We start from the raw sequence: 24459 nt of genomic DNA, 5'->3' as shown, positions 1-24459 counted from the left end.
TCAATTTAACATACTGGCACAAAGCTTGTTCAATGTTTGAGATAAATGACTTGGCTTTAGTAGCCATAAACTCAGTTATCAGGAGCGTTACCTTATGAATAAATATGTGGCTTTAATGGCGTTAAGCACGATATTAAGCGCAATGTTAAGCAGCTGTAGTCTCGCTGAAAAACCTCAAATGACTAATATTGATGCGCAAGAAGGCGAGGCTCAAATAAAAATCAAACAGGCTAAAGGGCACGTAAAAGCGCTTGGCGCCGGGCTAAAAACGCGACTTCAACAAGCTATAAGATCTGGTGGTTTAACAGCGGGCGTAGAAGAGTGTCAATTAGCCGCAGGGCCAATTGCTGATAGCCTAAGCAAGAATGGTTGGTCGGTAGGACGTACTTCACTCAAAGTACGTAACCCGGATAATGCACCGGATGGCTGGGAGCGGGAACAGCTAGCGCATTTTTCTGGCCTTTTAGAGAAAAACAAACTAACTAGTGAACCGCTTAAAAGACCCTTAGACGCATATCAGTATGATGATGAAAGCGGTGAATTTCGCTACATGATGGCCATTGAACAAGGTCAACTTTGTATGGCGTGCCATGGCACTAATGTAGCCCCTGCTGTGAAAGACGTTATTGCCAAGCATTACCCTGATGACCAAGCTACGGGGTTTACGGTTGGTGATTTGCGCGGTGCTTTCACGCTTACATATCAACCTGAATAGCGGTGATTTTACAACTTAGTCCCACAGTGTCTCACTCACAAAGTACTTAACATTCTCCTCTCCTTCGTGTCATTTTTGTCTCTTTGTTGACAAAAATGACGCGGTTTTCATATTAGATTCTTGCGATGGATCAAAGTGCTCAACTTTCGACCATGGAATAATCCTCCCGCAGCGTACGAAGATGCCGTTCTGCGACCAAGCTTTGCTTTTAAAGTGAAACCAATTTGGCAAGTGGCACAGACCGTGCTCTAACAAAGCTGATAAAGCTGCCAACGCTGAAATTTCAGTAGATATCCCACTGAATATTAAACGACCCATTTTTATTTCATGCGCTTAGCGCACCTGCTTGAAAAGGGAGATAACCCATGAGCGATACGTTAATAGAACTATCGCGGTGGCAATTTGCATTAACTGCGATGTTCCACTTTATTTTTGTACCCTTAACGTTAGGGCTTAGCTTTTTACTTGCCATTATGGAATCCGTTTACGTAATGACAGGTAAAGAGATATACAAGCAAATGACCCAGTTTTGGGGAAAACTGTTTGGAATTAACTTTGCCATTGGGGTAGCTACTGGCTTAACCATGGAGTTCCAGTTCGGCATGAACTGGTCATATTATTCTCACTACGTGGGCGATATCTTTGGAGCACCGCTGGCTATTGAAGGATTGATGGCGTTCTTCCTGGAATCTACCTTCGTGGGGTTGTTCTTCTTTGGCTGGGACAAAATGTCTAAGGTTAAACACCTTATGGCAACCTGGTTGGTGGCTATAGGCTCAAACTTCTCAGCATTATGGATCTTAATCGCTAATGGTTGGATGCAGTATCCAGTAGGCGCTGAATTTAACTTTGAAGCCATGCGTATGGAAATGACCAGCTTTGCTGAGGTTGTTTTTAACCCGGTTGCGCAGGTTAAGTTCGTTCACACGGTATCTGCAGGTTATGTGACTGGCGCTATGTTCGTATTAGCCATTTCAAGCTATTACCTGCTTAATCATAAACACATCGCTTTTGCGCGTCGCTCATTCGCTATAGCCGCAAGCTTTGGTTTAGCGGCGACCTTATCAGTTATCGTGTTGGGCGATGAGAGTGGCTACGAGCTTGGTGACGTACAAAAAGTGAAGTTGGCTGCCGTAGAAGCTGAGTACGAAACCCACCCAGCACCTGCACCATTTACCGTTTTCGGTATACCGAACGATGAAAAAGAAGAAACCGAGTACGCACTTCAGATTCCATGGGCAATGGGCATTATTGCTACACGTTCATTAACTGAAGAAGTAAAAGGTATAAAAGATTTAAAAGAAGAAAACCGCGAACGTATTTTAAGCGGCATCAAAGCATACGAAGTGCTAGATGATGTAAGAAACGGCACTGCGACAGCTGAGCAGCGCGCTGCTTTTGAAGCGAACAAAGACAGCCTTGGGTACGCCATGCTGTTAGAACCTTATACCGATAATGTTTCTAACCCTTCAGAAACTGCCATTCAGCAAGCAGTTGACTACAGCATTCCTCCGGTAGCGCCGCTATTTTGGAGTTTCCGTATCATGGTTGCTGCCGGCTTTATCATGCTAGCGCTTTTCTTATGTGCTTTCTACTACAGCACAAAACATAAAATTACTCAGCCTCGCTGGCTGCTAAAAGGCGCACTATATGGCCTGCCGCTTCCTTGGGTAGCGTGCGAAGCAGGCTGGTTCGTTGCAGAGTATGGTCGCCAGCCGTGGTCTATAGCAGAAGTGCTGCCGGTGCATACCTCTGTGTCTAATCTAGCTATTAGTGATGTGGTAACCACCATTGTGGCCTATACCGTCTTCTACACAATAATGTTCATAATCGGCTTTTATTTGATGAAAAAGTTTGCGAAAAAAGGTCCGGTGCCTCCAGAAGACACCAAAATTGAGGCCGAACTTGATCTTATTGACCTTGATGAGCAAGGAGCAAAAGCATGATTGATTATGAACTGTTACGTGTCATTTGGTGGTGCTTAGTTGGCGTTCTGCTAATTGGATTCGCCGTAACTGACGGCTTCGATTTAGGTGTGGGTGCCTTGCTTACACTTATCGGTAAAAACGATAAAGAGCGACGCGTGATGATTAACACTGTTGGGCCTCACTGGGATGGTAATCAGGTGTGGTTTATTACAGCAGGTGGTGCAATCTTTGCTGCGTGGCCGATGATTTATGCTACGGCGTTTTCCGGCTTTTATCTTGCTTTAGCATTGACACTAATCGCCTTATGGATGCGTCCAATTGGCTTCGATTACCGCAGTAAATTGCCTAACCCACAGTGGCGCAAAGCTTGGGACTGGGCCTTATTTGCTGGTGGTATCATTCCTTCGCTCATCTTCGGTGTTGCGTTCGGTAACCTGCTATTAGGGGTGCCTTTCGAATTAGATACTACTCTGAAATCTACTTATACAGGGTCGTTCTTCGGGCTGCTAACACCTTTTGCCTTAGTGAGTGGGTTACTGTCGGTGGCTATTTTACTTAACCATGGCGCAACTTGGTTACAAATGAAAACTGATGGCTTTATTGAAGTTCGCGCACGAACTGTGTCTGTAATATTGAGTATGGTAGGCGTTGCATTGTTTGTCATTGCAGGTTTTTGGGTAGCATTTGGTTTAGATGGCTTTGTAATTACCTCTGCGGTAGACACCATTGCTACATCGAACCCGCTTAAGAAAGAGGTTGCCATTGAGGCTGGCGCTTGGATGAGCAATTACAGCAAATATCCTTTCATGGTGATAGCCCCTGTATTAGGTGTAGTGGCTGGTCTTGCCTGCGCGTTCTTCTCTAAGAAAGGCAACCCGGGTATGGCGTTCGTATCAAGTGCACTGTTTATCACTGGCGTAATTTTAACTGCGGGCTTTTCAATGTTCCCGTTTTTAATGCCAAGCATCACAATGCCAGAAGCCAGCCTTACAGTATGGGACGCTACGTCTAGTCATATGACACTGAACGTTATGTTCATCGTTGCCTGCATCTTTGTACCTATTGTACTTAGCTATACGGCTTATAGCTTCTACGTAATGCGCGGTCGCATTAAAAACGATGATCTTGACCAATCTCACACCATTTATTAAGGAGAGGGCTATGTGGTATTTCGCGTGGATATTGGGAGTTTTACTGGCGTGCTCTTTCGGCATTCTTAACGCCATGTGGTTAGAGTCAACGGAGAACATGGATAGACCCGAAGACCAAGAATAGAAATGGAGGTAGGCTGGCCGCAGAACACGCCGTTAACCTATCCATGGGGGACCTTCAGCAGCCTCTGCTGCTGAAGGTTTGAAAGCGGGGGGAAGTCCGCGCTATCAGAATTATTGAAAGGTGGAAGGGGGCTTTTTTGCAGCAAGCTCTCCACCACTTATAAGAAACGAAACAACAAAAAAGATAGAAACTAACAGTGATCAAAGAAAAGGTTCCCAACAGACAAACGCTTACTCAGTGGGGTAAGGAAATGGATAGCGCGCACATGCTTGGCCTGCGCCGTTCGCTTATGTCACAGGTAGCAGTTAAGTGTTTGTCGCTTTTTTCTTTGATTATTGGCTTTTACTATTTTTCTAACATTGCACAAGATTGGGTGGTGCATAAAACACCTGCGTTACAAAGTGACCTTTTGGGTTTATCTGTTTGCTTAGGAATAACCTGGTTATTTCAGGGAGTAGTGAATCGGTTGTCGTACCAAGCGAAGACCGCTGTGCTTGCCAAATTAGAGATGCAATTAAAGAAGATATTTGTCCTTCGACAGCACGCATTAGTTCGCCAAAACTCAGTCTATTATTGGCAAACGCTTTGGTTACAGAATCTACAAGCTTTTACAGATTGGGCATTGGAATATCGTGTTCAGCAAACAATAGCCGTTGTAGTGCCTTTATTAGCATTAACAGTGATTTTTTATGTCAATCCCGTTATTGGCTTTGGTTTACTTATCACTCTGCCCGTTGTGCCGCTTTTCATGATTATTGTTGGTAAGGGCGCAGCTGCACTGCATCGTAAACACTTTGTCGCTCTTGAAAGGCTGGGAAGCTTATTTACAGATCGCTTAGCGGCGTTGCCGATGCTATCAAATTTTCAAGCGCATCAAAGACAAACTGCCCTGCTAAAAGAAGCAAGCGAACATTTGAATACACGTACAATGAAAATCGTCAGTGTCGCGTTTTTATCTAATAGTGTGCTCGATTTTTTTGCCACTCTTGCTGTTGCGTTAGTGGCGGTATTTATTGGGTTTTCGCTATTAGGTGAGCTTGAAATTGGCCCGGCTATAACCTTGCAGCAAGGCTTATGGATTTTACTTACCGTACCCTTGTTACTAAGTGAAATGAAAAAACTGGGGCAGGTGTATCATCAAAAAGCTCAGGCTGAAGCAGCGCAACAAGAACTGGCTCCCTTGTACTCACACGTGGCTAATACGATTTCACTACAATCTTGTGCTCATAGCGCCGATAATCCTGAAGAAATGTCACGGTTACTAGATGCTTCTAACTTCAACGTGTTTGACTTGCGTGAGCCCGCTTCACTTAAAGAAGGGCACGTACAACCTGCCTTACTAAAAGCTAACTCCTTGATAATCTCAAAAGGCGATAAGGTGCTCCTTAATGGGAAATCTGGAGCGGGCAAAACCTTATTGTTAGAGGCGCTTAGTGGCCAAAGGCCAGCGACCCATAAATTCGAACAGCCAGTAGTGTGGATCACTCAGCACCCAGTCATCACGCCAGGTTCAGTGCGAGAGAACCTATGTCTTAACGATACCCACTCCGATGACATCTTAATGACCGCATTGCAAGACGTTGAACTTGAAGCTTGGCTAACACTGTTGCCCTATGGGCTTGATACTGTGATGACAGACTACCCTCAACTTTCAGGCGGTGAAGCACAGCGTTTGTCACTGGCAAGAGCGCTATTACGTGATGAAAGTATCTGGCTTCTCGATGAACCAACCGCACATCTACCCGATGAGCAACACCATAGGCTAGCTCAGTTGATTAAGCGTTTGGGCGAGAGCAAAACCTTGATATGGGCTTCTCACAAAGCATTGCCAAGTAATTGGTTTAATCAGTTTTGGTCGGTTGAGAAAAAAACGTCACTCAACCAAGCAAATACTGAAGCGAATAATGATCACAGCGACACTGGTATAGAACATGGCAATTACGATTGTGATGTAGCAAGTGTAGTGAAAGTAGTAACCAGTGCTGTCAATAAAAATTCAAATGATCAGAAAAGGAGTTTCGGTTTTGAATAATGGAAAACCCGCTTATCTGACGTTACTACTGGCTCTTTTGCATGGCATAGCGGGGATTAGTATTCTTGTTATTTCTGCTTGGTTTATCGCGATTAGTGCAATCGCGCCAGTGGGGTTTAACTATGTAATACCTGCTGTGGTCATTCGCGCTTTGGCGCTCCTTCGTATTGCGTCAGGTTATGCCAGTATGTGGTTCGGACACAATGACCTCCTAGCACGCATTGCAAAAGCACGGGTGCGCGTTTTTCGTCAGCTAGAAAACAGTCAGATTACTGATAAGGCCTATACCACAGAAGCACTAGCGCAACATACTGAAGAGCTTGCGAGCAAATGGATTGCATGGGTTGCCCCTCTATCAAGCGTTGTATTTATCTTCACAGGTTTGTGCGCTGCTGCGGTGTACCTCGACCTCCCAGGCGCTTTTTATATTCTGGCGCTACTTGTTGCTTGGCTAGTTTCTGTGGCCGTGCAAGGCCTAAGCGCACTAACGCTTGCGAAAAAAGCCAATAAAGCAAACAAGCTATTTCGCCAGCAATCTTCCGATTTTTTCAACCGCAGTGCCATTTGGCATCTGGACAAATCGATGATTGAAAGTGATCCTGCCACATCTAACCCTGACAGCACTAAAATACCGAGTGCTAGTCAGGTATGGCGTTATCAGCAGGCGCAAAAAGCTAAGGCACAAAGAACAGCATGGTGGTTTCAAGGATTAGCATTTTTATTTGTTGTTCTAGTCATGTCGGGTGTTTCACCCGTGGCGTCGGCCTTTGTATTTGCACCTATCGCCATAGTCATACCTATGGTTCTATTGGCAGCGCCAGACTGGGCAGGTGCAGGCTTTTTAAGTGTAAGTAAGTTTGCGCAGTATAAACAAAGCGTCAGTGCTCTTAAGCAACTTAAAGCCACGCCAATTAAGCAGTATCGTGATAGAGAAATAATACACTCACTTAATTTAATTCAGTTTTCTGCTAAAGGTCGACATGCAAGTATAGTTAATAGTTCGCTACCTGCGAATGGTGTTGTTTGTGTTTCGGGGCCGTCGGGATGCGGTAAGTCTTCCTTGCTGCAGTCAATTATTGGTTTGCTGCCAGCTACAGGGCTGCGCGTAATTGACGGTATAGGTATGCCTGAGGGTATGGTGACAAACTGGCGTTATGTAGAGCAGGAACCTATTGTGTTATCAGGCAGTATATCCTTAAACCTAGACCCAGCGGGCAACGATATTTCTCAAAATGAAATGAGTGAGTTGTTGTCTGCGCTTGGCTTGGAAGAGATTCTGCCTTTAAAGAACTGGGTAGGAAAAGCTGGAAGGCCTTTATCCGGTGGTGAGCGAAAGCGATTGGCGCTAGCTCGTGCAATACTAGCGAAGCCACCAGTTCTTGCTGTAGATGAACCTTTTGAGGGGTTAGATTCTTACACACAACAAAAGGTGAGTGAGGTACTAAATAGTCTTTCTGCTACTACATTGATTTTAGTTGCATCCCACACAACACCAGACGCGCTAAACGTAAAAACGCACCTTCAACTAGGCGAAGCCGACATTAAAACTTCACTGCAAACACAGTGCGCTATTTCATAGCCTTATGTTCAAAGTTTCTTGAAATGTCTTCTAAGCTTTTACCCTTAGTTTCCGGAAATAGCTTAGCAACTAAAATGAGGCTGATTAAGGCAAAACAGCCGTAAATAGCAAATGTTGTGGCTGCGCCTAAGTTAGCTAGCTCCCATGGAAAGATAATTTGAACAAGAAAGCTGGTTAAGGAGTTAATCACGCCCACCAAAGAGATAGCTAAACCACGAGTTTGATTAGGAAAAATTTCGGCTAGCATCGCCCACATTACAGGGCCTAAAGACATAGCGAAAGAGGCTACAAACGCGATAATGCCAAATAGCACTAAGGGCGCGTTCATTGTGATACTGCTGGTTAGCAATGGTTGTTGGTAAGTATCAAAGTCTTTACTTGATAAAACAGTTTTGAGCGCGCGTTTAAACTCCACGTCCGAATAATAGACTTGGTTGGTTAAAGGCTCTAATTTGCTTGCTGCGATGGGAGCCTCTTTTTGAATAGTGCTAATCGCAGTTTGTTGAACTTGGTAAGTGGCTTGTTTGAAACCATAGGTGCAGATAGCCATGCTAAGTACAACTCCGGTCAAACCCACAATGAGTAGTGGCTTTCTACCCCACTTATCAATAGTCATCATTGCCACAACAGTAAAGGCGACATTCACTACACCAATCCATACTGCCTGCATAAAGGCGGCGTTGGTACCCACGCCGCTTTGTTCAAAAATAGTAGGTGCATAGAAAAAGATAACGTTGATGCCGGTAATTTGCTGCGCAATGGCAATAATGATTCCTACCATCAAAGGAAAGCGCATGGCTTTTGCTTTTAAAAAACCAAGGCGTTCGCGTAATGTCCAAGTCTTCTCATCAAGCGAAGACGCAATATCCTTAACAAGTGCATGGGCTTGTGCCTTATCGAAAAGGCGGTTTATCACCAGCTCTGCTTCTTCTTGTCTACCTTTTAGTACTAACCATCGAGGACTACGTGGAATAGTAAATAGTAGGCCAAACCACAGCGCGGCTGGAATGACTTCAAGCCCTAGCATGTAGCGCCATAGGTGAGTGTCTAAACCCCAATCAGCAACCCAAGCTGCTCCACTGCCGCTAAGTTGTAGCAAGTAGTAGTTAGTGAAATAGGACAAGGCGAAACCAAACACAATGTTGAGTTGATTTACCGATACCATTTTTCCACGGTTTTCTGGTGAGCTAATCTCTGAAATATACAGTGGGGCAATGATGAGAGAGCAAAATGCTATGCCGCCAATAAAGCGAGCCAGCACTAGCAGTTCGAAACTAGGGGCAAGGGCAGAGCCTATGGAGGAAAGCAAATACAAGAAAGCTACAAGGATCAGGGCTTTTCGTCTTCCGATAGCATCGCTTATGCCACCTGCAAAGAGCATGGCAATAAGTGCGCCCAACGTGGGAGAGCTGACTACAAAACCTTGCTGCCAATCACTTAGGTTAAATTCGGCGTCAATAAAGCCATTGGCTCCGGCTATTACGCTGGCATCAAAACCAAATATGAATCCACCAAGGGAAACAATGAGCGTGTAGTATAGCGAGGGAGTCAGGGCTTTATGCATTTTATAATTTGCCTAGTGTGTCCCTATCGACGACTTCAGGAACAAATAAGTGCTCAATTGGGATAGGACTTTTAATGTCATAAACATGTTCAAGTACCCAATAAGCGGCCATTTCTCCCATAGCGTGAATAGGGTTATTAATGGTTGTTAGCTTAGGATAAAGATAGCGCGAAAATAGCACGTTATCGAAACCAACAATGGAAAGCTGAGTTGGGATATCAAATCCAGCTTCTCGAGCCGCCGTCATTGCGCCAGAGGCCATTTCATCGTTTGCGCATACAAGGGCGGTAAAGTCTGGGAAAGTCGCTTGAAGGTAATGCATCCCTTCCTGTCCTGTAGACTCATGGAAGTCGCCTTCGAACAAGCTGTTACTGTCAAATGTAAGTCCTGCTTCTTCTAGGGCTTTTTTGTGACCAGCAAGACGATCGCTTGCATCTTTTTTAAATAGCGGTCCGCTAATGTAAGCTATCTTCTTATGACCCGCGTCAATGGCCGCTTTCGTAGCTAAGTAGCCACCTTTTACGTTGTCTACAACAAAGCAATGTTGCTCTAGATCGTCTACTTTTCGGTTAATCACTACAACCGGGACTTTGCTGTCGACCAGCTTTTTCAAGTAGTCGTCAGAGACGGCCTCTGCGTGCAAGATAAGTGCGTCACAACGGCGGCTTTTCAAGAACTCTATGGCTTCGTGTTCACGCTCTTCATCGACGTGTCCCGCGGTTATGATTACATGCTTACCACTTTTCTTTAGCACGTGTTCAACCGTACTCATCAAGTCACCAAAGTATGAGCCATGCAGTTCGGAAACAAGTAAACCCACACTATTGGTACGGTTTGATGCCAGAGATTGCGCAATAGCGTTGGGCTGATAGCCCAGCGATGCCATAGCGTCTTCCACTTTTTTACGCGTGCGTTCGCTTACTTTCGCGTTTCCATTCATAACGCGAGAGACGGTAGCCAGCGATACCCCAGCTGCTTCTGATACTTGGTAAATTGTTGCCATACGGTTTCTAGTAATTGTCCTTATTTAATACCGCTAATGTACCCATTTATACGACTCTTCACCAGTTTTGAATATGCCAGGGCACTTTGTTTTAAGGTGCGTTTTTGGGTTTCGTAGTCAACATATACAATGCCGAAACGTTTTGAATAACCCAGCGCCCATTCAAAGTTGTCCATCAGGCTCCATGCAAAATATCCGCGAATGTCCACACCCTTTTCCATCGCTCTATTTACGGCATTTAAGTGAGTGTGAAAATAAGCAGTACGCGTATCATCTATAACTTCGCCGTTATTAAGAACATCATCCATTGCCGCACCGTTTTCGGTAATATAAATAGGCGGTAAGTCGTAGCGCTCATTAAGATCAACGAGCAGTTCGGTAAATGCGTCAGGGGTAATTTCCCAGCCCATAGCGGTTAGCTCGTTTGTTGCTGGTGGAACAATCTCAAACCAACCATTTCCATCACTTTGATACAGAGTGCGTGTGTAGAAATTAATACCCAAATAGTCGATAGGTTGAGAAATGATATCCATATCACCCTCAAGTATTTCTGGTTTGCTATCAGCATCGAGCATGTCGATAACATCAGGGTATTTACCTTCTATTATCGGCTTTAAATACCACTGGTTATGGTAGTCGTCGGCCAGCTTAGCCGCGTGCTTATCTTCATTAGAATTCGTTGTTGTATGGCAATTGCTAAAGTTAAGCACAATACCGTTCTGACTATTCGGGCAATGGTTATTAAGTACTTTCAATGCTAATCCATGCGCAAGCAGCAGGTGGTGCGCTGCTTTACGCCCGTTGCGCATCCCTGTTTTACCAGGCGCATGAATACCGGCTTCATAGCCTAAATAAGCAGAGCAAAATGGCTCGTTTAACGTGGCGTAAGAATAAACTTTCTCGCCCAATGCCTTTGCTACGGCCTCTGCGTATTTTTCAAATGCGTAGGCGGTATCGCGGTTTAGCCAGCCACCATTGTCTTCAAGGTATTGTGGTAAATCCCAGTGATAAAGCGTAACGAACACTTTCATACCGCGTTTTACGACTTCGTTAACTAAATTGACGTAAAATTGCATACCTACTTCATTAACAGTGCCGTCTTGCATCATAACGCGGGGCCAAGAAATAGATAATCGATAGGCATCGACACCTAAGGCATCGATAAGCGCTACATCTTCCTTCCAAAGCGCAACATGATCGCAAGCTACATCACCGTTAGTTGCATCTGAAATAGTTCCGTGTTTTTCACAGAAGGTATCCCAAATGCAGTCCAACCTTCCTTTTCTGTCACCTTCTATTTGAAAGCTTGATGTTGCTACACCAAACAGAAAGTCTTTAGAAAGCATCATAGAATTGGATGGAAGGTTAATGTCTTTCATCGTAGAAATGTCCTAGCAATAACAATTTCGTCATATTTGCTTTGCTAATTGCTAAGCAAATAACATCATATTTACATTGAATTCGATAACGCTTCATGTAATTATCTACTCAATGTAAGCGCTTACAAAATAATATAGATAAGCATGTAAGCGCTTTCAAATGTAAATTTATCATTAATCAGAAAAATAGCAACAGAGGTTACTTGTGGACACACCAGTTCAGCCGAATATTTCATCCGCCCAAGAGCAAGGGGCAAACGGTGGCTACCGTTTTGCGCTAATCTCACTTACCACGTTGTTTTTCATGTGGGGATTTATTACATGTTTGAACGACATTCTTATTCCCTATCTAAAAGGAGCTTTTAACCTTAGCTTTACGCAAGCAATGTTAATTCAATTTTGTTTCTTTAGCGCTTATTTCATCGTTTCGCTCCCTGCGGGAATGGTTGTGTCGCGCATTGGTTACCAAAAAGGTATTGTGCTTGGCTTAGCTATAGCATGTGTAGGCTGTTTGCTGTTTTTCCCTGCTGCGTCTAGTCAAATTTATGGTATTTTCTTGTTGGCGCTCTTTGTGTTGGCGTCAGGTATAACTATACTTCAAGTGTCTGCCAACCCTTTCGTGACAGCACTTGGTGACCCTAAAACGGCATCGTCACGACTTACCATGACCCAGGCATTCAATGCGTTTGGTACCACAGTGGCGCCATTCTTCGGCTCTTATCTTATCTACGGTGCCACAGGTGAGCACGGTGGCGGCACGCCAAGTCCATCAGATGTACAGGTTCCTTATCTTATATTGGCGGCATCGCTACTGCTTCTTGCTCTTGTATTCATGTACTTGAAGTTACCTAAGCTTAACCACACAGGCGCAAATGCAGGTGTATTTAAAGGCGGCGCATGGCATCACAAGCACCTTGTATTAGGTGCGGTGGGTATATTTATGTACGTAGGTGCCGAAGTTGCCATTGGTAGCATGCTAGTTAACTACTTAGCTAGCCCTGCGGTGGGCGGCTTAACTGAAGCTGGCGCGGCAAAACTGCTGGCGTATTACTGGGGCGGAGCCATGGTAGGGCGCTTTATCGGCGCTGTCGTTATGCAAAAAATCTCAGGTGGTTATGTATTGGCCTTTAATGCTTGTATAGCAATTGGCCTTATTTTGCTATCGCTTTCAAGTACGGGTGACCTTGCGCTGTGGAGTATATTAGGCGTAGGTTTATTTAACTCAATAATGTTCCCTACCATTTTCAGTCTTGCACTACAGCAACTAGGTAAGGACACACCGCAAGGTTCAGGTATTTTATGCCTAGCTATTGTGGGGGGGGCTATCGTTCCACTTTTTCAAGGTATGCTGGCCGACTCATTTGGGGTCACGCTTTCATTCCTATTACCCGCTTCGTGCTATATCTACATTGCTTATTACGGCCTTGTAGGAAGTCGCGTATCTAAATTTCAAACCACGGAAAAGTAACGAGGATTAATAATGCGAAAAAGTCTAATCGCGAAGGTTGTTGCAGGTGCATTGGTCAGTGTCTTAGTTAGCGCTTGTGCATCCGATGAAGACGCTTCTTCAGTTAACAGTGCCGTAGAAAAAACGAATAAAGCCAGTGAGATATGGCCTAAGCTAGATATCGAAGTAAAGTCAGACCCTGCGGTAGAGAAAAAGGTAGATGATATTTTATCTACCATGACGCTTGAACAGAAAATTGCGCAGATGATACAGCCAGAAATTCGCAATATCACTGTTGAAGACATGCGTAAGTATGGGTTTGGCTCTTACCTCAATGGTGGTGGCGCGTTTCCGAATAACGACAAGCATGCAACTCCTGAAGATTGGGTGGAACTTGCCGAAAAGCTATATCAAGCTTCCATTGACGACAGCCTAGATGGTTCAACAATCCCGACAATGTGGGGTACCGATGCTGTTCACGGCCATAACAATGTTATTGGCGCCACTTTATTTCCTCATAACATAGGTTTAGGTGCGGCGAATAATCCTGAGCTAGTAGAGAAAATTGCTCATATCACAGCGAAAGAGGTGATGGCTACGGGCATTGATTGGGTATTTGCGCCTACTGTTGCTGTGGTACGGGACGATCGCTGGGGCAGAACCTATGAAAGCTACTCTGAAGATCCGGCGATTGTAAGAGAATATGCCGCATCTGTGGTTAAAGGTCTACAAGGTGCTGCTGACAAAGACTTTTTAAGCGATCAGCGTGTAATCAGCACGGTAAAACACTTTGTCGGTGATGGCGGTACCGTAGGCGGAGACGACCAAGGTGATAACGTAGCTAGCGAGCAAGAGCTATTCGATATTCATGCCCAAGGTTATGTTGGCGGATTAACCGCTGGTGCGCAGTCTGTTATGGCATCGTTCAACAGCTGGAATGGCGACAAACTTCACGGTCATAAGTATCTATTAAATGATGTACTTAAAGACCAAATGGGCTTTGACGGCTTTGTAGTTGGCGATTGGAACGGTCACGGCCAAGTTAAAGGCTGTAATAACGAAGACTGCGCGCAAGCTATCAACGCGGGTCTGGATATTTTCATGGTACCTAACGATTGGAAGGTACTGTACGACAACACCCTCGCGCAAGTGAAAGATGGCACTATCGCGATGACGCGTATCGATGATGCTGTGCGCCGTATTCTTCGTGTGAAAGTACGAGCGGGCCTTTTCGATAAGCCTAGCCCAGCAAATCGACCACTTTCAGGTAACCGTTCATTAATTGGCAAAGCTGAGCATCGCGAAGTAGCTGCACAAGCGGTACGTGAGTCACTTGTACTGCTGAAAAACAAAGATAAAACTCTGCCTCTTTCCGCAAATAAAAATATATTAGTGGCCGGTGATGGCGCCGACAACATTGGTAAGCAGTCTGGTGGCTGGAGTATTACGTGGCAAGGCACCAACAATACTAATGCCGACTTCCCAGGCGGTAGTTCTATTTACGACGGTATACAAGAGCATGTCGAAAGTGCAGGTGGTAACGTAGAGCTTTCTGTTGAGGGCGATTTTGAAACTAAGCCAGATGTCGCCATTGTGGTATTCGGGGAAGAGCCTTACGCAGAAGGCCACGGCGATAGAGAAACGCTTATCTACCAATACGGCAGTAAGAAAGACTTAGCGCTACTTGAAAAGCTGAAGTCTCAAGGTATTCCTGTGGTATCTGTGTTTATCAGCGGCCGCCCAATGTGGGTAAATGCCGAGCTTAATGCATCTGACGCTTTTGTCGCCGCTTGGTTACCTGGCTCTGAAGGTGCTGCGGTAGCTGATGTGCTGTTTGGCGAGCAAGACTTCAAAGGAAAACTATCTTTCTCTTGGCCATCAGAGCCTCAGCAGATAGTTAATAAAGGCGATGAGGCTTACGAGCCGCTCTTACCTTATGGTTTTGGTCTTACTTTCAGCGATGAAAATGTATTAAGCGATGCGTTAAATACTGAAATAAAAGTCAGCACTGACAGCAACAAGCCGATGGTAATCCTTAATGGTGCCGTGCAGTCACCATGGGTACTATGGCTGTATTCAGGTGATGAAACGTTACCTGTAAATGCAAGCACTCACACCCTTGGTGCGCTGACCTACCGCACTGTAGACAAAGTAGTGCAAGAAGATGCACGAAAAGTCACCTTTGATGGCTCTAAATTTGCGGCTATGCGCTTTGCTAGCAAAAGCTTCTTCCGTGAAGATTTAAGTGCACAACTACTTACAGAAGGTGTGTTAAGCTTTAACGTTAGCCGTCACTCAGATATTAATGCGCCTGTTACCGTGGGCATGAACTGTGAGGGCGAAGGTGATGCTGCGGGCAGCTGTTCAACGCAGATTGATATTAGCGAGCAGCTAAAAGCAATGCCTGCTGATACATGGACAAACGTGAGTATTGACCTGCAGTGCTTTGTTGACGGGGGCATTGACTTCACTGGTCTTGTCGTACCGTTTGAGCTAGGCAGCTCAGGTAAGGCAAGTTTGAGCGTCGCAGATATTCAGTTTACGCCAAGTGCGGCAGAATCAGCGAGTATAAGCTGCCAAGAGTAAGTTAAAGCTCTATCAATAGACCTTGAACAACGTCGCCGGGGCAAAGCCTTGGCGACGTTTTTGTTTGTAAAAAGCTCAACCCCCACTCATTGATCTCACCGATCTTTTCTCCACGTTACCCCGTAAGTATGCTTATTAAGTCTGCAAATCAGTGGCTGGATGAAAACTGATTCAAGCAGGGTATTTGTGATGAATCCCCGTTCACATCAATGTTTATTTACAGGGTAGTAATATGACAATTGAAAAAACACCCACACCCCACCTTTATCTTGCTTTAACGCCGGTTATTCTTACCCTTTTGATATTGGGTATGCAGATTTTCTACTTCGGCGTGTTTGAGCCTCACATACCGCTTGCTATTGGCATAGCATTGACCAGTTTTGTAGGGACTTATCTTGGTCTGACGTGGGAACAAGTGAGAGCGGGGATATTTAAAGTCATCCACGTGGCCTTGCCTTCGGTAAGTGTTCTTATTGTTGTCGGAATGATCATAGGTATTTGGATCGCCAGCGGTACTGTACCTACCATTATTTACTATGGGTTAAAGACCCTTTCTCCCCAAATCTTTCTGGCTGCCGGTATGGTCATATGTGCAGTCGTTTCCGTTTCGCTAGGTACAAGTTGGGGGAGCGTAGGCACCGTTGGTTTAGCATTAATGGGCATTGGTGAGGGATTCGATATACCCATGTATTGGACCGCGGGAGCCGTGGTTTCTGGGGCTTTCTTTGGCGATAAAGTTTCACCGCTGTCGGATACCACAAACCTTGCTCCAGCCGTTACGGGTACGGATGTGTTTTCACATATAAAAAATATGATGGCAACAACAATCCCCGCCATGGTAATCGCTTTTTTGATTTATCTAGGTGTAGGTTTCTTTGTCATAGATGCACAAACCGTTTCGTTTGCTAAAATTGCGGGTATCACCACAGCACTAGAAGATAATTTCACCATTTCTGGCTGGGCTCTCTCGCCAGCACTGATTGTTATGGGGTTAGCACTTAAAAAGATTCCGCCACTTCCTGCATTATTTGCTGGTGCCGTAGTGGGAGGTGTATTTGCCATGTTTATGCAGGGGCAAAGCCTGCAGGCCGTATTCGATTACGCAAACAACGGCTACTCCATTAATACCAATATCGTTGAAATAGATAGCTTGCTTAATCGCGGTGGTGTTCAGTCTATGATGTGGACCATCTCCTTGGTGCTTATTGCCCTTGGTTTCGGCGGAGCGTTAGAAACTACGGGATGCTTACGAAGCATCATTAACGCAATCAAAAGCAAAGCAAAGACCTTTGCCGGTACACAGGTTGCGGCTGTTGGCACTGCCTTTTCTACTAATCTAGTGGCAGGCGACCCATACCTGTCGGTGGCTTTACCTGGAAGGATGTATTCTCCTGTTTACCGTGGCATGGGCTACTCCACCCTCAATCTGTCACGCGGTATTGAAGAGGGAGGAACGCTAATGTCTCCGCTTATACCTTGGAATGCCGGTGGTGCCTTTGTAATATCCGCACTCGGCCTTGGTATTTCAGGTGCCAACTTGCAAAACTTGCTGTATATCCCTCTTGCTTTCGCATGTTGGACGGCTCCCTTGATAGGCATATTCTATGCCTTCGTTGGCTGGTTCTCGCCAAAAGCTACAGACGCCGAACGTGAACACTGGAAAGCGTCTGGCGCTGCAATTGCGAAGTTTAACAAAGACGGCACACCCATGACTGATTAACAAAAGCTTAGTAATTGGTTTACTAAGCTTTTGTATTGATGACAACGGTCATGAATAAAAAAGGGCCTTAGAAAGGCCCTTATCGTAAGTGCTTACTAAACTTAGAAGCTGTATCTAGCACCTAGCGTGTAGCGAGGGCCATACTGACGGGCAAATAAGAATTGCTCTTCAAATCGGCCGTAACCACGCTCGGTTTCGTCGTTGATGTTTACACCTTCTAGGAACACCGTTAGGTGCTCATTTACATCGTAGTTGATGCTGGCATCAACTTGACCAAAGGTGTCGAACTGGGTAGCTGGGTTATCTGATGAACCTTGCGCTTGACCAATACCAACAACATAGTCTGAACGCCATGCGTAAGTAACTTTTACAGACAAACCTTCCTTCTCGTAAAACACTTGGAAGTTTGCTGAATCACTGATACCTACTAGCGGGTTTTGCTGTTCTAGGTTGTATGGGTCGTACTCTACGTCACCGTCAACCAGTGTTGCGTTAGCACCAAAACCAAAGCCTGTTTCACCAAACGTATGCTGAACAGCAAGCTCGATACCTTCAACGGTTTTTGATTCGTTAAGGTTACGTGGCTTCACTACGTTCCACTCAATAAGCGGGTCGTCAGAGTTCGGCTCAACTACGCCTTCAGCGTTGGCATAACCCGCCGACAAGAAGTAGTCGTAAATGTTGCTGTCGGTGGCTTGAATCCCGTCTGCTTCAAGTGCAGATACCGCTTCTTGCCATCTTGGACCAAGGTAGATGTCATTCAGTCCGTCAAAGGTTTCAAGTGCACCTTGCGTATCGATGTAGTTTTTAACCGACTTTCTAAATAGTCCCACAGACGCATAGCTCGCTTCGTCGTAGTACCACTCGAAAGATAAGTCTAAGTTAGTTGACTCATAAGGTTTAAGGTCGGTACTACCTTCAGACACGGTTCTTGAACCAATTTTAGGGCTGCCGCTAAACGAACGTCCGCCTTGTAAGAAGCCGATAGGTGCACGAGTAATCGATTTACCCCAAGAGAAGCGGGCAACAATGTCGTCAGTTACATCAACTTTCACGTCGAACATAGGAAGCAATACATCGTACTTACCGGTAAAGTCCTGCTCTTCAACACCGTCTTGGAAAACAGTGATCCACTCACCAGCTGCAACCCAGTTCACTTGGATAGGAACACGAACTTCAGCTGTGCTAGGTACCTCAGTTTCTTCGTAGCGAAGACCAGCGTTAACCTGAACATAAAAGTCGCTAACTTCAAAATCCCATTCGGTCTGAACATAAATAGAGTCTGTTGTCTCTTCTACATTGCTTACCGAAGGATCACCGCTGAAATATGGGTCAATAGAATACGCATTGCTTTCACCCACAACGTCAGCAGTGATGAATTGAAGCTGACGCGCAATGGCTTCATCAAAGTCAAAGGTGTAGTAATAGCCTGGGTTCATATTTGCACCGCCACCATCAAAGGCGTCTAAGAAGCCTGAGGTGTCGTTGCGAACGAACATACTGTCTGGGAAGATTTCCGTGAACGACGGGCTAAAGCCAGGTCCGCCGCGTAGTCCGCTCCATGCGGTAAAGCCAGATAGAGACTGTTCTGTGCGTGCTACACCAAAATCAATTTTAACAAGCGGAATATCCCACGCAGAGTTATACCAAGTACCGTCTAACTGCAGTTGCTCAATGTCAGAACGTCCTGGTGAATAGATGAACTGACTAAAGTTAGAGTCAATTTCACCCGGCATAATTTCATTAGTGCCGTTATTCCAGTTTACATAGACTTGAGGAATTTCACCTTCACGGTAGTCATAAACTTTAGAATCTAGTTGATTTGAACCAAGAATGATCTGCCCAGCGCTACCCAATCCTTCGTCATAACCATTGTCGGTTTTGTTATAAGAATCATGGTAATCCAAACGGAAATGCCAATCGTCATTTACCATCCAGTCTAAGTTTACACCTAGTGAACGTGCATCAACGCGGGTAGTGTTGCGGCTTGCGGTAAAGGAGCCGTCATCGCCACTGATATCTGCATAAACAGCAGTACCATTTTCATCAAGCTCGTAAGCATTGATGTTAGCACCAAAGTTGTTCCAAATACCCCAACCCACACTGTTAGTGCCGGTAGTTGCACGAGACGCGGTGTAGTCTATCGTCGCGGTAAACTCATCTACAGGGCGGAACTGGAAGGTAACTTGCCCATTTGAACGTTCACGCTGTACATCATTAATGCTGTAGTTCATGTCTTTCGGGAAGAACGCCGCATCGGTAATATTAGTACGGTTGTCAACAACGTTGCTTGGATCTAGCTCAGGCAGAGCATCGTTCTCTTGAAGTACCCAACCTTGAATAGCAGCCGACTGCTGTTGGAAATCACGCTCTTGGTGTGAAAATGATACTCCGAATCCGAACATATCATCAGCAAAAGTATTGGTGTAAACACCTGCGATCTCAGGGGTTACATCGTCACCAGCTTCATTAGACGTATCGTAAATACCTTTTACTGAAATAGTCGCGTTCTGTCCTGACTGGGAAAGCGGCTTCATAGTAATGATATTTACCGTAGCACCTAAGCCCCCGCTCGGGTTTTCTGCACGGGCAGTTTTTTGAAGCTCTAGCGTGCTTACGCCTTCAGATGAAAGGTTGGCAAGGTCGAAAGAACGGGTAAAACCGGTACCCGGCATTTGGCGGCCATTTAGGGTTACCAGATTGAATTCTGGGCCGAAACCACGAACAGTAATTTGGCTACCCTCACCGTTATTACGACTAATAGTTACACCCGTAATACGCTGGAGTGCTTCAGCCAAGTTGGTATCAGGAAATTTACCTAGCTCTTCAGCTGATATGGCGTCTACTACACCGCTCGAGCTGCGCTTTAGGTCCATTGAGCGGATCATACTGCCGCGAATACCGCTAACTTGAATAACTTCTACTTCGCCTTCTGCGGGCGTTGCTGTTTCTGCTTCTTGAGCGTACGCGGGTAGCACAAAAGAAGAGCCCATCAACAAAGCCATTGATGTGGCAAGCTGGGTCTTTTTAAAAGGTGTGTTTTTCATAATTGCCCTACTAATTCTTATCAATTTTGTATGCCGCCTAAGCACTGCTTAGGCGACACATGCTTTGCTATTGCGCTGCAATTTCAACATTATCAACGCGGTATACTGCGCCCTCACCAGAGCCCCATGCAGGGAACATCATGATGACGTTGATTGCACTGATATCCAGACCTAAGTCATAAAGCGTTTGAAGAGGGAAAGTATAGGTTTGCCACTCGCCTTCAACAGGGTCTACACCTTCAAGGCTAGCTGAAATAGGAAGTTCTACGGCTGATGACACATTGATAGATTCAATTTTGAACAACCAAGGCGCTGATGCATTGTTAGGCATAGAGCTTACTTTCATTTCAAATCGCACAGCACCGTCAGTAAGTAGTGCTGACGCGTCGTAAGAGTGACCGTCATCAGCAATGATGCCCATTACCGTTGGCGTTGCGCCAATTCGAAACTCAGCAACTGTTCCGTGGTCTGCATCATCAACTTCCTCGGTAGGCGTTGAGCCACCGCAGCAATCCCAAATACGCCACTGGTCTGCCGCAGTGTCTGCAAACAAGGTAATGCCAGACGCTGAAGGCGCGTCTTGCCCACTGTCAGGATGGTATATTTTTACGTTGTCTAAGCGATACACGGCGCCTTCACCAGTACTCCAAGCAGGGAATACCATAATGACGTCGATGGCGCTAACATCTAAGCCACGGGCCTGCAAATCTGAAATAGGGAACGTATATGTCTGCCACTCACCTTCAACAGGAGCTTGACCTTCAACGCTATCCGCTAATGGTAGTTCTACCGCAGTTAATGCATCGTTAGACTCAACTTTAAATAGCCACGTAGAGTCTGGATTGTTAGGAGCGCTCACTACTCTCATATCAAACTGTAGAAGGCCACCATCTGTAAGTGCAGTTGCATCAAATGGGGTATCACCACCACCAGCGGCAGAACGAGTAATAAAGCCCATTACGGTAGGTTCAGCGCCAATACGGAATTCTGCAGTTAAACCGTGCTCTTCATTATCCATTTCTTCAGTTGGCGTAGAGCCTCCACAGCAGTCCCACATGGGCCAGTCAGGGTTTTGGCCATCTTCGAAGATAGTAAGTTCAGGATATGCAACCGCACCGTCCTGTGAAATTTCTACATTAGTAATTTGATAAACGGCACCTTCACCTGCGCCCCAGTCAGGGAAAATCATAATGGTATCAATGGCGCTGGTATCTAGTTCTGCTTCAGCAAACATACTGATAGGAAATTGATAGCTTTCCCATACGCCCACTTGCGGTGTAGCAGGTGCAGTATCTGAAGGTCCAACGTAGCCGCTCATCAGTGAAAAAGAGGCGTCAGTAGTTGCTTCAGTACTTTCAACTTTCAGGTTCCAGTTTGCTTCAGCGTTATTAGGTGCAGAAACAAGTTTTAAATCAAATTTTAAGCTACCAATGCCTTCAAGGGGAGATGCATCAAATGGAGAGGCTTCACCTTCTGGGTCAGTAAGAAACGCATCGCGGCTGATAAAACCAACTACGGTAGGTTCTGCACCAAAGGTAAATTCATAAACCTGACCTAGCTCAGTATCTTCAACAAGTTGAGGTGTAGAGCCACCACAGCAATCCCACGCTGCCCAATTTGGGTTAGGAGTGCCATCAAAAATGGTTAAGTCTTGTGGAATGCCGGTAGAAGGCGGAGAAGGGATGGGAGCTGCGCCTTCAACCAAAGCATCGTCTACACTGTCGTAGCCAGGACGCACAGTTTCACAACCTTTACCAGTGTCAGGATCTGACGCACACTTATAAACGCGCACGTAGTCAATTTCGAACGTTTGACCGTCTACGAATGCATCTGCATCTATGCCTGTTTCGTTAACTGCTTCAGGCCAGCTTCCGCCCACAGCGAAGTTGAGGATCATGAAAAATTCTTGATCGTATGGGGCGTTATTCCACTGAGTCTCTAGTTCACCAGTAATTTGGTCGAAGTACTCAGTGTACCAACCGCGATGAGAAAGACCTGTGGCATCACCATTTGCGTTATAGCGCACTTCAGAGCGACGTTGAGTAGCGTACAAATATCCGTCCATGTACCAACGAATTTCACCTTCCTGCCATTCTATTGCGTAGGTGTGGAAGTCATCAGCTGGGTTCGCGCCATCAGGAAGAGAATATGCTTGACCAGAGCTATCATTGTTCGGCCATTCTTGACCATAGTGAAGGGTGCCGTAGATGTGGTTTTCAGGGTTACCTTCTGCGTCTGCTGCTTTCAGGTTTACCGCTTCCATAATGTCGATTTCACCAGAGCGAGGCCAGCCGCCATATACAGAATCAGTAGGCATCATCCAAAACGCCGGCCAACTACCTTGTCCTTCCGGTAGTTTTGCGCGCATTTCAAAACGGCCATATTTAAAATCGGCTTTGTATTGAGTAATTAATCGGGCTGACGTGTAAGGCTTTGGTGCACCTTCTTCGGCAGGAAGCGCAACAATTTTTAGACTACCATCAGACACAAATGAATTGTCTTCACTGTCTGTGTAGCATTGGGCTTCATTGTTACCGCCACCGTCGCAGTTTACTTCATGGGTCCAGTTATCATCGTTAATACTGGTTCCATCGAACTCGTCGCTCCAAACAAGCTCCCAGTCAGTAACGGGAACCGTTGCGTCAACAACGTCGATATCCGTAGAGGTTGTTGCTCCACCTCCACAGCCAAATAGGGTTGTGACTGAGATCGCGGCTGCTATCCGCGAGAGTTGAGATGCTTTTTTCGTCATTGTTTTCAGCCCTGATCAAAAGAAATTGGGTTTTTATGTTGTGGCAAATGCCACGTAAAAAGCTTGTGTAAGCGCTTACAAAATGGGTCAAATAAAAATGGCTGTTTGAAAGCGCTTACATTACATTAAGCCACTGACACGTAAAGATCAATACTGTTCTCAAAAAATTAACATTTAGTAGAGTGGTTGTTTATCGTAAAAAATATAAAAATATAAATATTATCAGTAGGTTGGATGATGTTAATGGTTTTCTTTATAAAGATAGCTTTAACGATTCACTCAGCATTTACAAATGGAAAGGCTTGGTTGTTAATAAGGTGTTTGGAGTATTTCACTCGCACCAAATAGTGCTTCACGATAAGCTTTCTTTATAGTTTAGAAAGAGCATAGCCCATGCACAATCACCATCATCATGTCGACACTACTTCTTCTAAGGAAGATTCCACTCGTATCGGATGGGCATTCTGGCTGAACTTTACGTTTACTATTATCGAGTTTATCGGTGGTTGGCTCACTAACAGTGTGGCTATAATGGCAGATGCTGTTCATGACCTAGGCGATTCCCTCTCAATTGGGTTAGCCTGGTACTTAAGTAAACTAGGTCATAAAGCCTCTACCGAAAAGTATACCTATGGCTTTAAAAGGCTAAGTTTAATGGGAGCAATGATTAACGGTCTCATTTTAATACTTGGTTCAATTTGGGTAATGTCTGAGGCCATCCCACGTCTATATAACCCAGAGATGCCTGTAACGGAAGGCATGATAGGACTTGCTATATTGGGAATCATGGTAAATGGCCTCGCGGCCTATAAACTTCATGGCGGCCACTCAATGAATGAGAAAGTGCTTAACTGGCACTTAATTGAAGATGCGATGGGGTGGGTGGCAGTGCTAGTCGTAGCTATTGTACTTCACTTTGTAGAATGGCCCATTCTCGACCCAATATTATCGATAGGTTTTACCCTCTTTATATTAATAAACGTAGTGAGATACGTTGTGCAGACAATGTCTTTGTTTTTACAAGGTGTGCCTGACGTATCTACGCGAAAGGCTATTAGCCAAGCGTTGCTGTCTATGGAGCATGTTGAAGAGCTTCATCATTTACACTTTTGGTCTTTAGATGGTGAACAACATGTGCTTACCGTTCATGTCGTCATCAATTGTGCTGTGGACAATGAAAAGTTACGTCAGTTAAAAGCTGAGGTTCATAGACGTCTAGCGCCATTTGCACTTGCACATACAACCGTAGAGTTCGAACTACCGGGAGAGCCATGCCGTGATGAGAATGATCATTTGCATGCCCATTCTCATCATCATGAACACGACGAGATAAATTAACATGCAATAGAGGCAGGGACAGGAAGCCGTTAGATAATCGTATTTCTAATTGCCTAAGCGCTTGAGTTATCGCTCTCAAAAAAAGAGGGGCGTA

At 45.3% G+C, this 24459-nt stretch carries 15 protein-coding genes; 10 read left to right on the top strand and 5 right to left on the bottom strand.

What is annotated here, in order from left to right; translation table 11 throughout:
• Positions 1 to 94 precede the first annotated feature (94 nt).
• From PCAR9_RS18670 to PCAR9_RS18645, 6 genes are all read left to right on the top strand, one after another.
• On the top strand, positions 95 to 715 hold the full coding sequence (locus tag PCAR9_RS18670) for a Tll0287-like domain-containing protein (protein WP_179984892.1): 621 nt from the start codon (positions 95 to 97) through the stop codon (positions 713 to 715).
• 365 nt (positions 716 to 1080) lie between these two features.
• Entirely contained in the window at positions 1081 to 2661 is a 1581-nt protein-coding gene (locus tag PCAR9_RS18665; protein WP_179984891.1) for a cytochrome ubiquinol oxidase subunit I, read from the top strand.
• Positions 2658 to 3794, top strand: a complete 1137-nt coding sequence (gene cydB / locus PCAR9_RS18660) for a cytochrome d ubiquinol oxidase subunit II (RefSeq protein WP_179984890.1) — start codon at positions 2658 to 2660, stop codon at positions 3792 to 3794. Before PCAR9_RS18665 ends, cydB begins: the two co-directional genes overlap by 4 nt.
• Before the next feature lie 10 nt (positions 3795 to 3804).
• Positions 3805 to 3918, top strand: coding sequence for a cytochrome bd-I oxidase subunit CydX (gene cydX / locus PCAR9_RS18655; protein ID WP_179984889.1), 114 nt, complete (start codon positions 3805 to 3807; stop codon positions 3916 to 3918).
• Between the two features lie 250 nt (positions 3919 to 4168).
• Entirely contained in the window at positions 4169 to 5950 is a 1782-nt protein-coding gene (locus PCAR9_RS18650) for an ATP-binding cassette domain-containing protein (protein WP_179985281.1), read from the top strand.
• Positions 5943 to 7529: an ATP-binding cassette domain-containing protein gene (locus tag PCAR9_RS18645; RefSeq protein WP_232091250.1), complete on the top strand. Its 1587-nt coding sequence runs from the start codon at positions 5943 to 5945 to the stop codon at positions 7527 to 7529. The genes PCAR9_RS18650 and PCAR9_RS18645 overlap by 8 nt, the downstream gene beginning before the upstream one ends.
• Here the strand turns inward: PCAR9_RS18645 and PCAR9_RS18640 are convergent.
• From PCAR9_RS18640 to PCAR9_RS18630, 3 genes are read right to left on the bottom strand one after another with little or no spacing between them, the layout of a single operon-like run.
• Positions 7519 to 9093 carry a sugar porter family MFS transporter gene (locus tag PCAR9_RS18640; protein WP_179984887.1) on the bottom strand — a complete coding sequence of 525 codons (1575 nt, stop codon included), beginning with the start codon at positions 9091 to 9093 and terminating at the stop codon, positions 7519 to 7521. The two genes, PCAR9_RS18645 and PCAR9_RS18640, sit on opposite strands and share 11 nt — an antisense overlap.
• 1 nt (position 9094) lies before the next feature.
• Positions 9095 to 10096, bottom strand: a complete 1002-nt coding sequence (locus PCAR9_RS18635) for a LacI family DNA-binding transcriptional regulator (RefSeq protein ID WP_179984886.1) — start codon at positions 10094 to 10096, stop codon at positions 9095 to 9097.
• 20 nt (positions 10097 to 10116) lie between these two features.
• Entirely contained in the window at positions 10117 to 11475 is a 1359-nt protein-coding gene (locus PCAR9_RS18630) for a GH1 family beta-glucosidase (RefSeq protein WP_179984885.1), read from the bottom strand.
• Between the two features lie 205 nt (positions 11476 to 11680).
• On the opposite strand from PCAR9_RS18630, the gene PCAR9_RS18625 reads away from it, so the two are divergent.
• From PCAR9_RS18625 to nhaC, 3 genes are all read left to right on the top strand, one after another.
• A complete protein-coding gene (locus tag PCAR9_RS18625) occupies positions 11681 to 12943 on the top strand; it encodes a sugar MFS transporter (protein ID WP_179984884.1) in 1263 nt (420 codons plus the stop codon).
• A 12-nt stretch (positions 12944 to 12955) separates the two neighbouring features.
• Positions 12956 to 15508 (top strand): glycoside hydrolase family 3 protein, encoded by a 2553-nt coding sequence (locus tag PCAR9_RS18620; protein WP_179984883.1) that lies wholly within the window; start codon positions 12956 to 12958, stop codon positions 15506 to 15508.
• 232 nt (positions 15509 to 15740) lie between these two features.
• A complete protein-coding gene (nhaC, locus tag PCAR9_RS18615; RefSeq protein ID WP_179984882.1) occupies positions 15741 to 17228 on the top strand; it encodes a Na+/H+ antiporter NhaC in 1488 nt (495 codons plus the stop codon).
• A gap of 101 nt (positions 17229 to 17329) precedes the next feature.
• Here nhaC and PCAR9_RS18610 read toward each other — a convergent pair whose 3' ends face one another.
• Together PCAR9_RS18610 and PCAR9_RS18605 are read right to left on the bottom strand one after the other, a co-directional pair.
• Positions 17330 to 20275, bottom strand: a complete 2946-nt coding sequence (locus PCAR9_RS18610) for a TonB-dependent receptor (protein ID WP_179984881.1) — start codon at positions 20273 to 20275, stop codon at positions 17330 to 17332.
• A 67-nt stretch (positions 20276 to 20342) separates the two neighbouring features.
• Complete coding sequence (locus PCAR9_RS18605; protein ID WP_179984880.1) at positions 20343 to 23027, bottom strand: glycoside hydrolase family 16 protein; 2685 nt, start codon at positions 23025 to 23027, stop codon at positions 20343 to 20345.
• 393 nt (positions 23028 to 23420) lie between these two features.
• Between PCAR9_RS18605 and PCAR9_RS18600 the strand changes: the two genes are divergently transcribed.
• Complete coding sequence (locus PCAR9_RS18600; RefSeq protein ID WP_179984879.1) at positions 23421 to 24365, top strand: cation diffusion facilitator family transporter; 945 nt, start codon at positions 23421 to 23423, stop codon at positions 24363 to 24365.
• Positions 24366 to 24459 lie beyond the last annotated feature (94 nt).

Origin of the sequence: Alteromonas macleodii (genome assembly GCF_903772925.1) — a bacterium.
Classification (GTDB): Bacteria; Pseudomonadota; Gammaproteobacteria; order Enterobacterales; family Alteromonadaceae; genus Alteromonas; species Alteromonas macleodii_A.
This window is presented reverse-complemented; position numbering and strand designations above follow the sequence as displayed.

Coding starts and splice junctions, on each gene's coding strand:
- PCAR9_RS18670 (WP_179984892.1), top strand. CDS start 95: ATGAATAAATATGTGGCTTTAATGGCGTTAAGCACGATATTAAGCGCA.
- PCAR9_RS18665 (WP_179984891.1), top strand. CDS start 1,081: ATGAGCGATACGTTAATAGAACTATCGCGGTGGCAATTTGCATTAACT.
- cydB (WP_179984890.1), top strand. CDS start 2,658: ATGATTGATTATGAACTGTTACGTGTCATTTGGTGGTGCTTAGTTGGC.
- cydX (WP_179984889.1), top strand. CDS start 3,805: ATGTGGTATTTCGCGTGGATATTGGGAGTTTTACTGGCGTGCTCTTTC.
- PCAR9_RS18650 (WP_179985281.1), top strand. CDS start 4,169: ATGGATAGCGCGCACATGCTTGGCCTGCGCCGTTCGCTTATGTCACAG.
- PCAR9_RS18640 (WP_179984887.1), bottom strand. CDS start 9,093: ATGCATAAAGCCCTGACTCCCTCGCTATACTACACGCTCATTGTTTCC.
- PCAR9_RS18635 (WP_179984886.1), bottom strand. CDS start 10,096: ATGGCAACAATTTACCAAGTATCAGAAGCAGCTGGGGTATCGCTGGCT.
- PCAR9_RS18630 (WP_179984885.1), bottom strand. CDS start 11,475: ATGAAAGACATTAACCTTCCATCCAATTCTATGATGCTTTCTAAAGAC.
- PCAR9_RS18620 (WP_179984883.1), top strand. CDS start 12,956: ATGCGAAAAAGTCTAATCGCGAAGGTTGTTGCAGGTGCATTGGTCAGT.
- nhaC (WP_179984882.1), top strand. CDS start 15,741: ATGACAATTGAAAAAACACCCACACCCCACCTTTATCTTGCTTTAACG.
- PCAR9_RS18610 (WP_179984881.1), bottom strand. CDS start 20,275: ATGAAAAACACACCTTTTAAAAAGACCCAGCTTGCCACATCAATGGCT.
- PCAR9_RS18605 (WP_179984880.1), bottom strand. CDS start 23,027: ATGACGAAAAAAGCATCTCAACTCTCGCGGATAGCAGCCGCGATCTCA.
- PCAR9_RS18600 (WP_179984879.1), top strand. CDS start 23,421: ATGCACAATCACCATCATCATGTCGACACTACTTCTTCTAAGGAAGAT.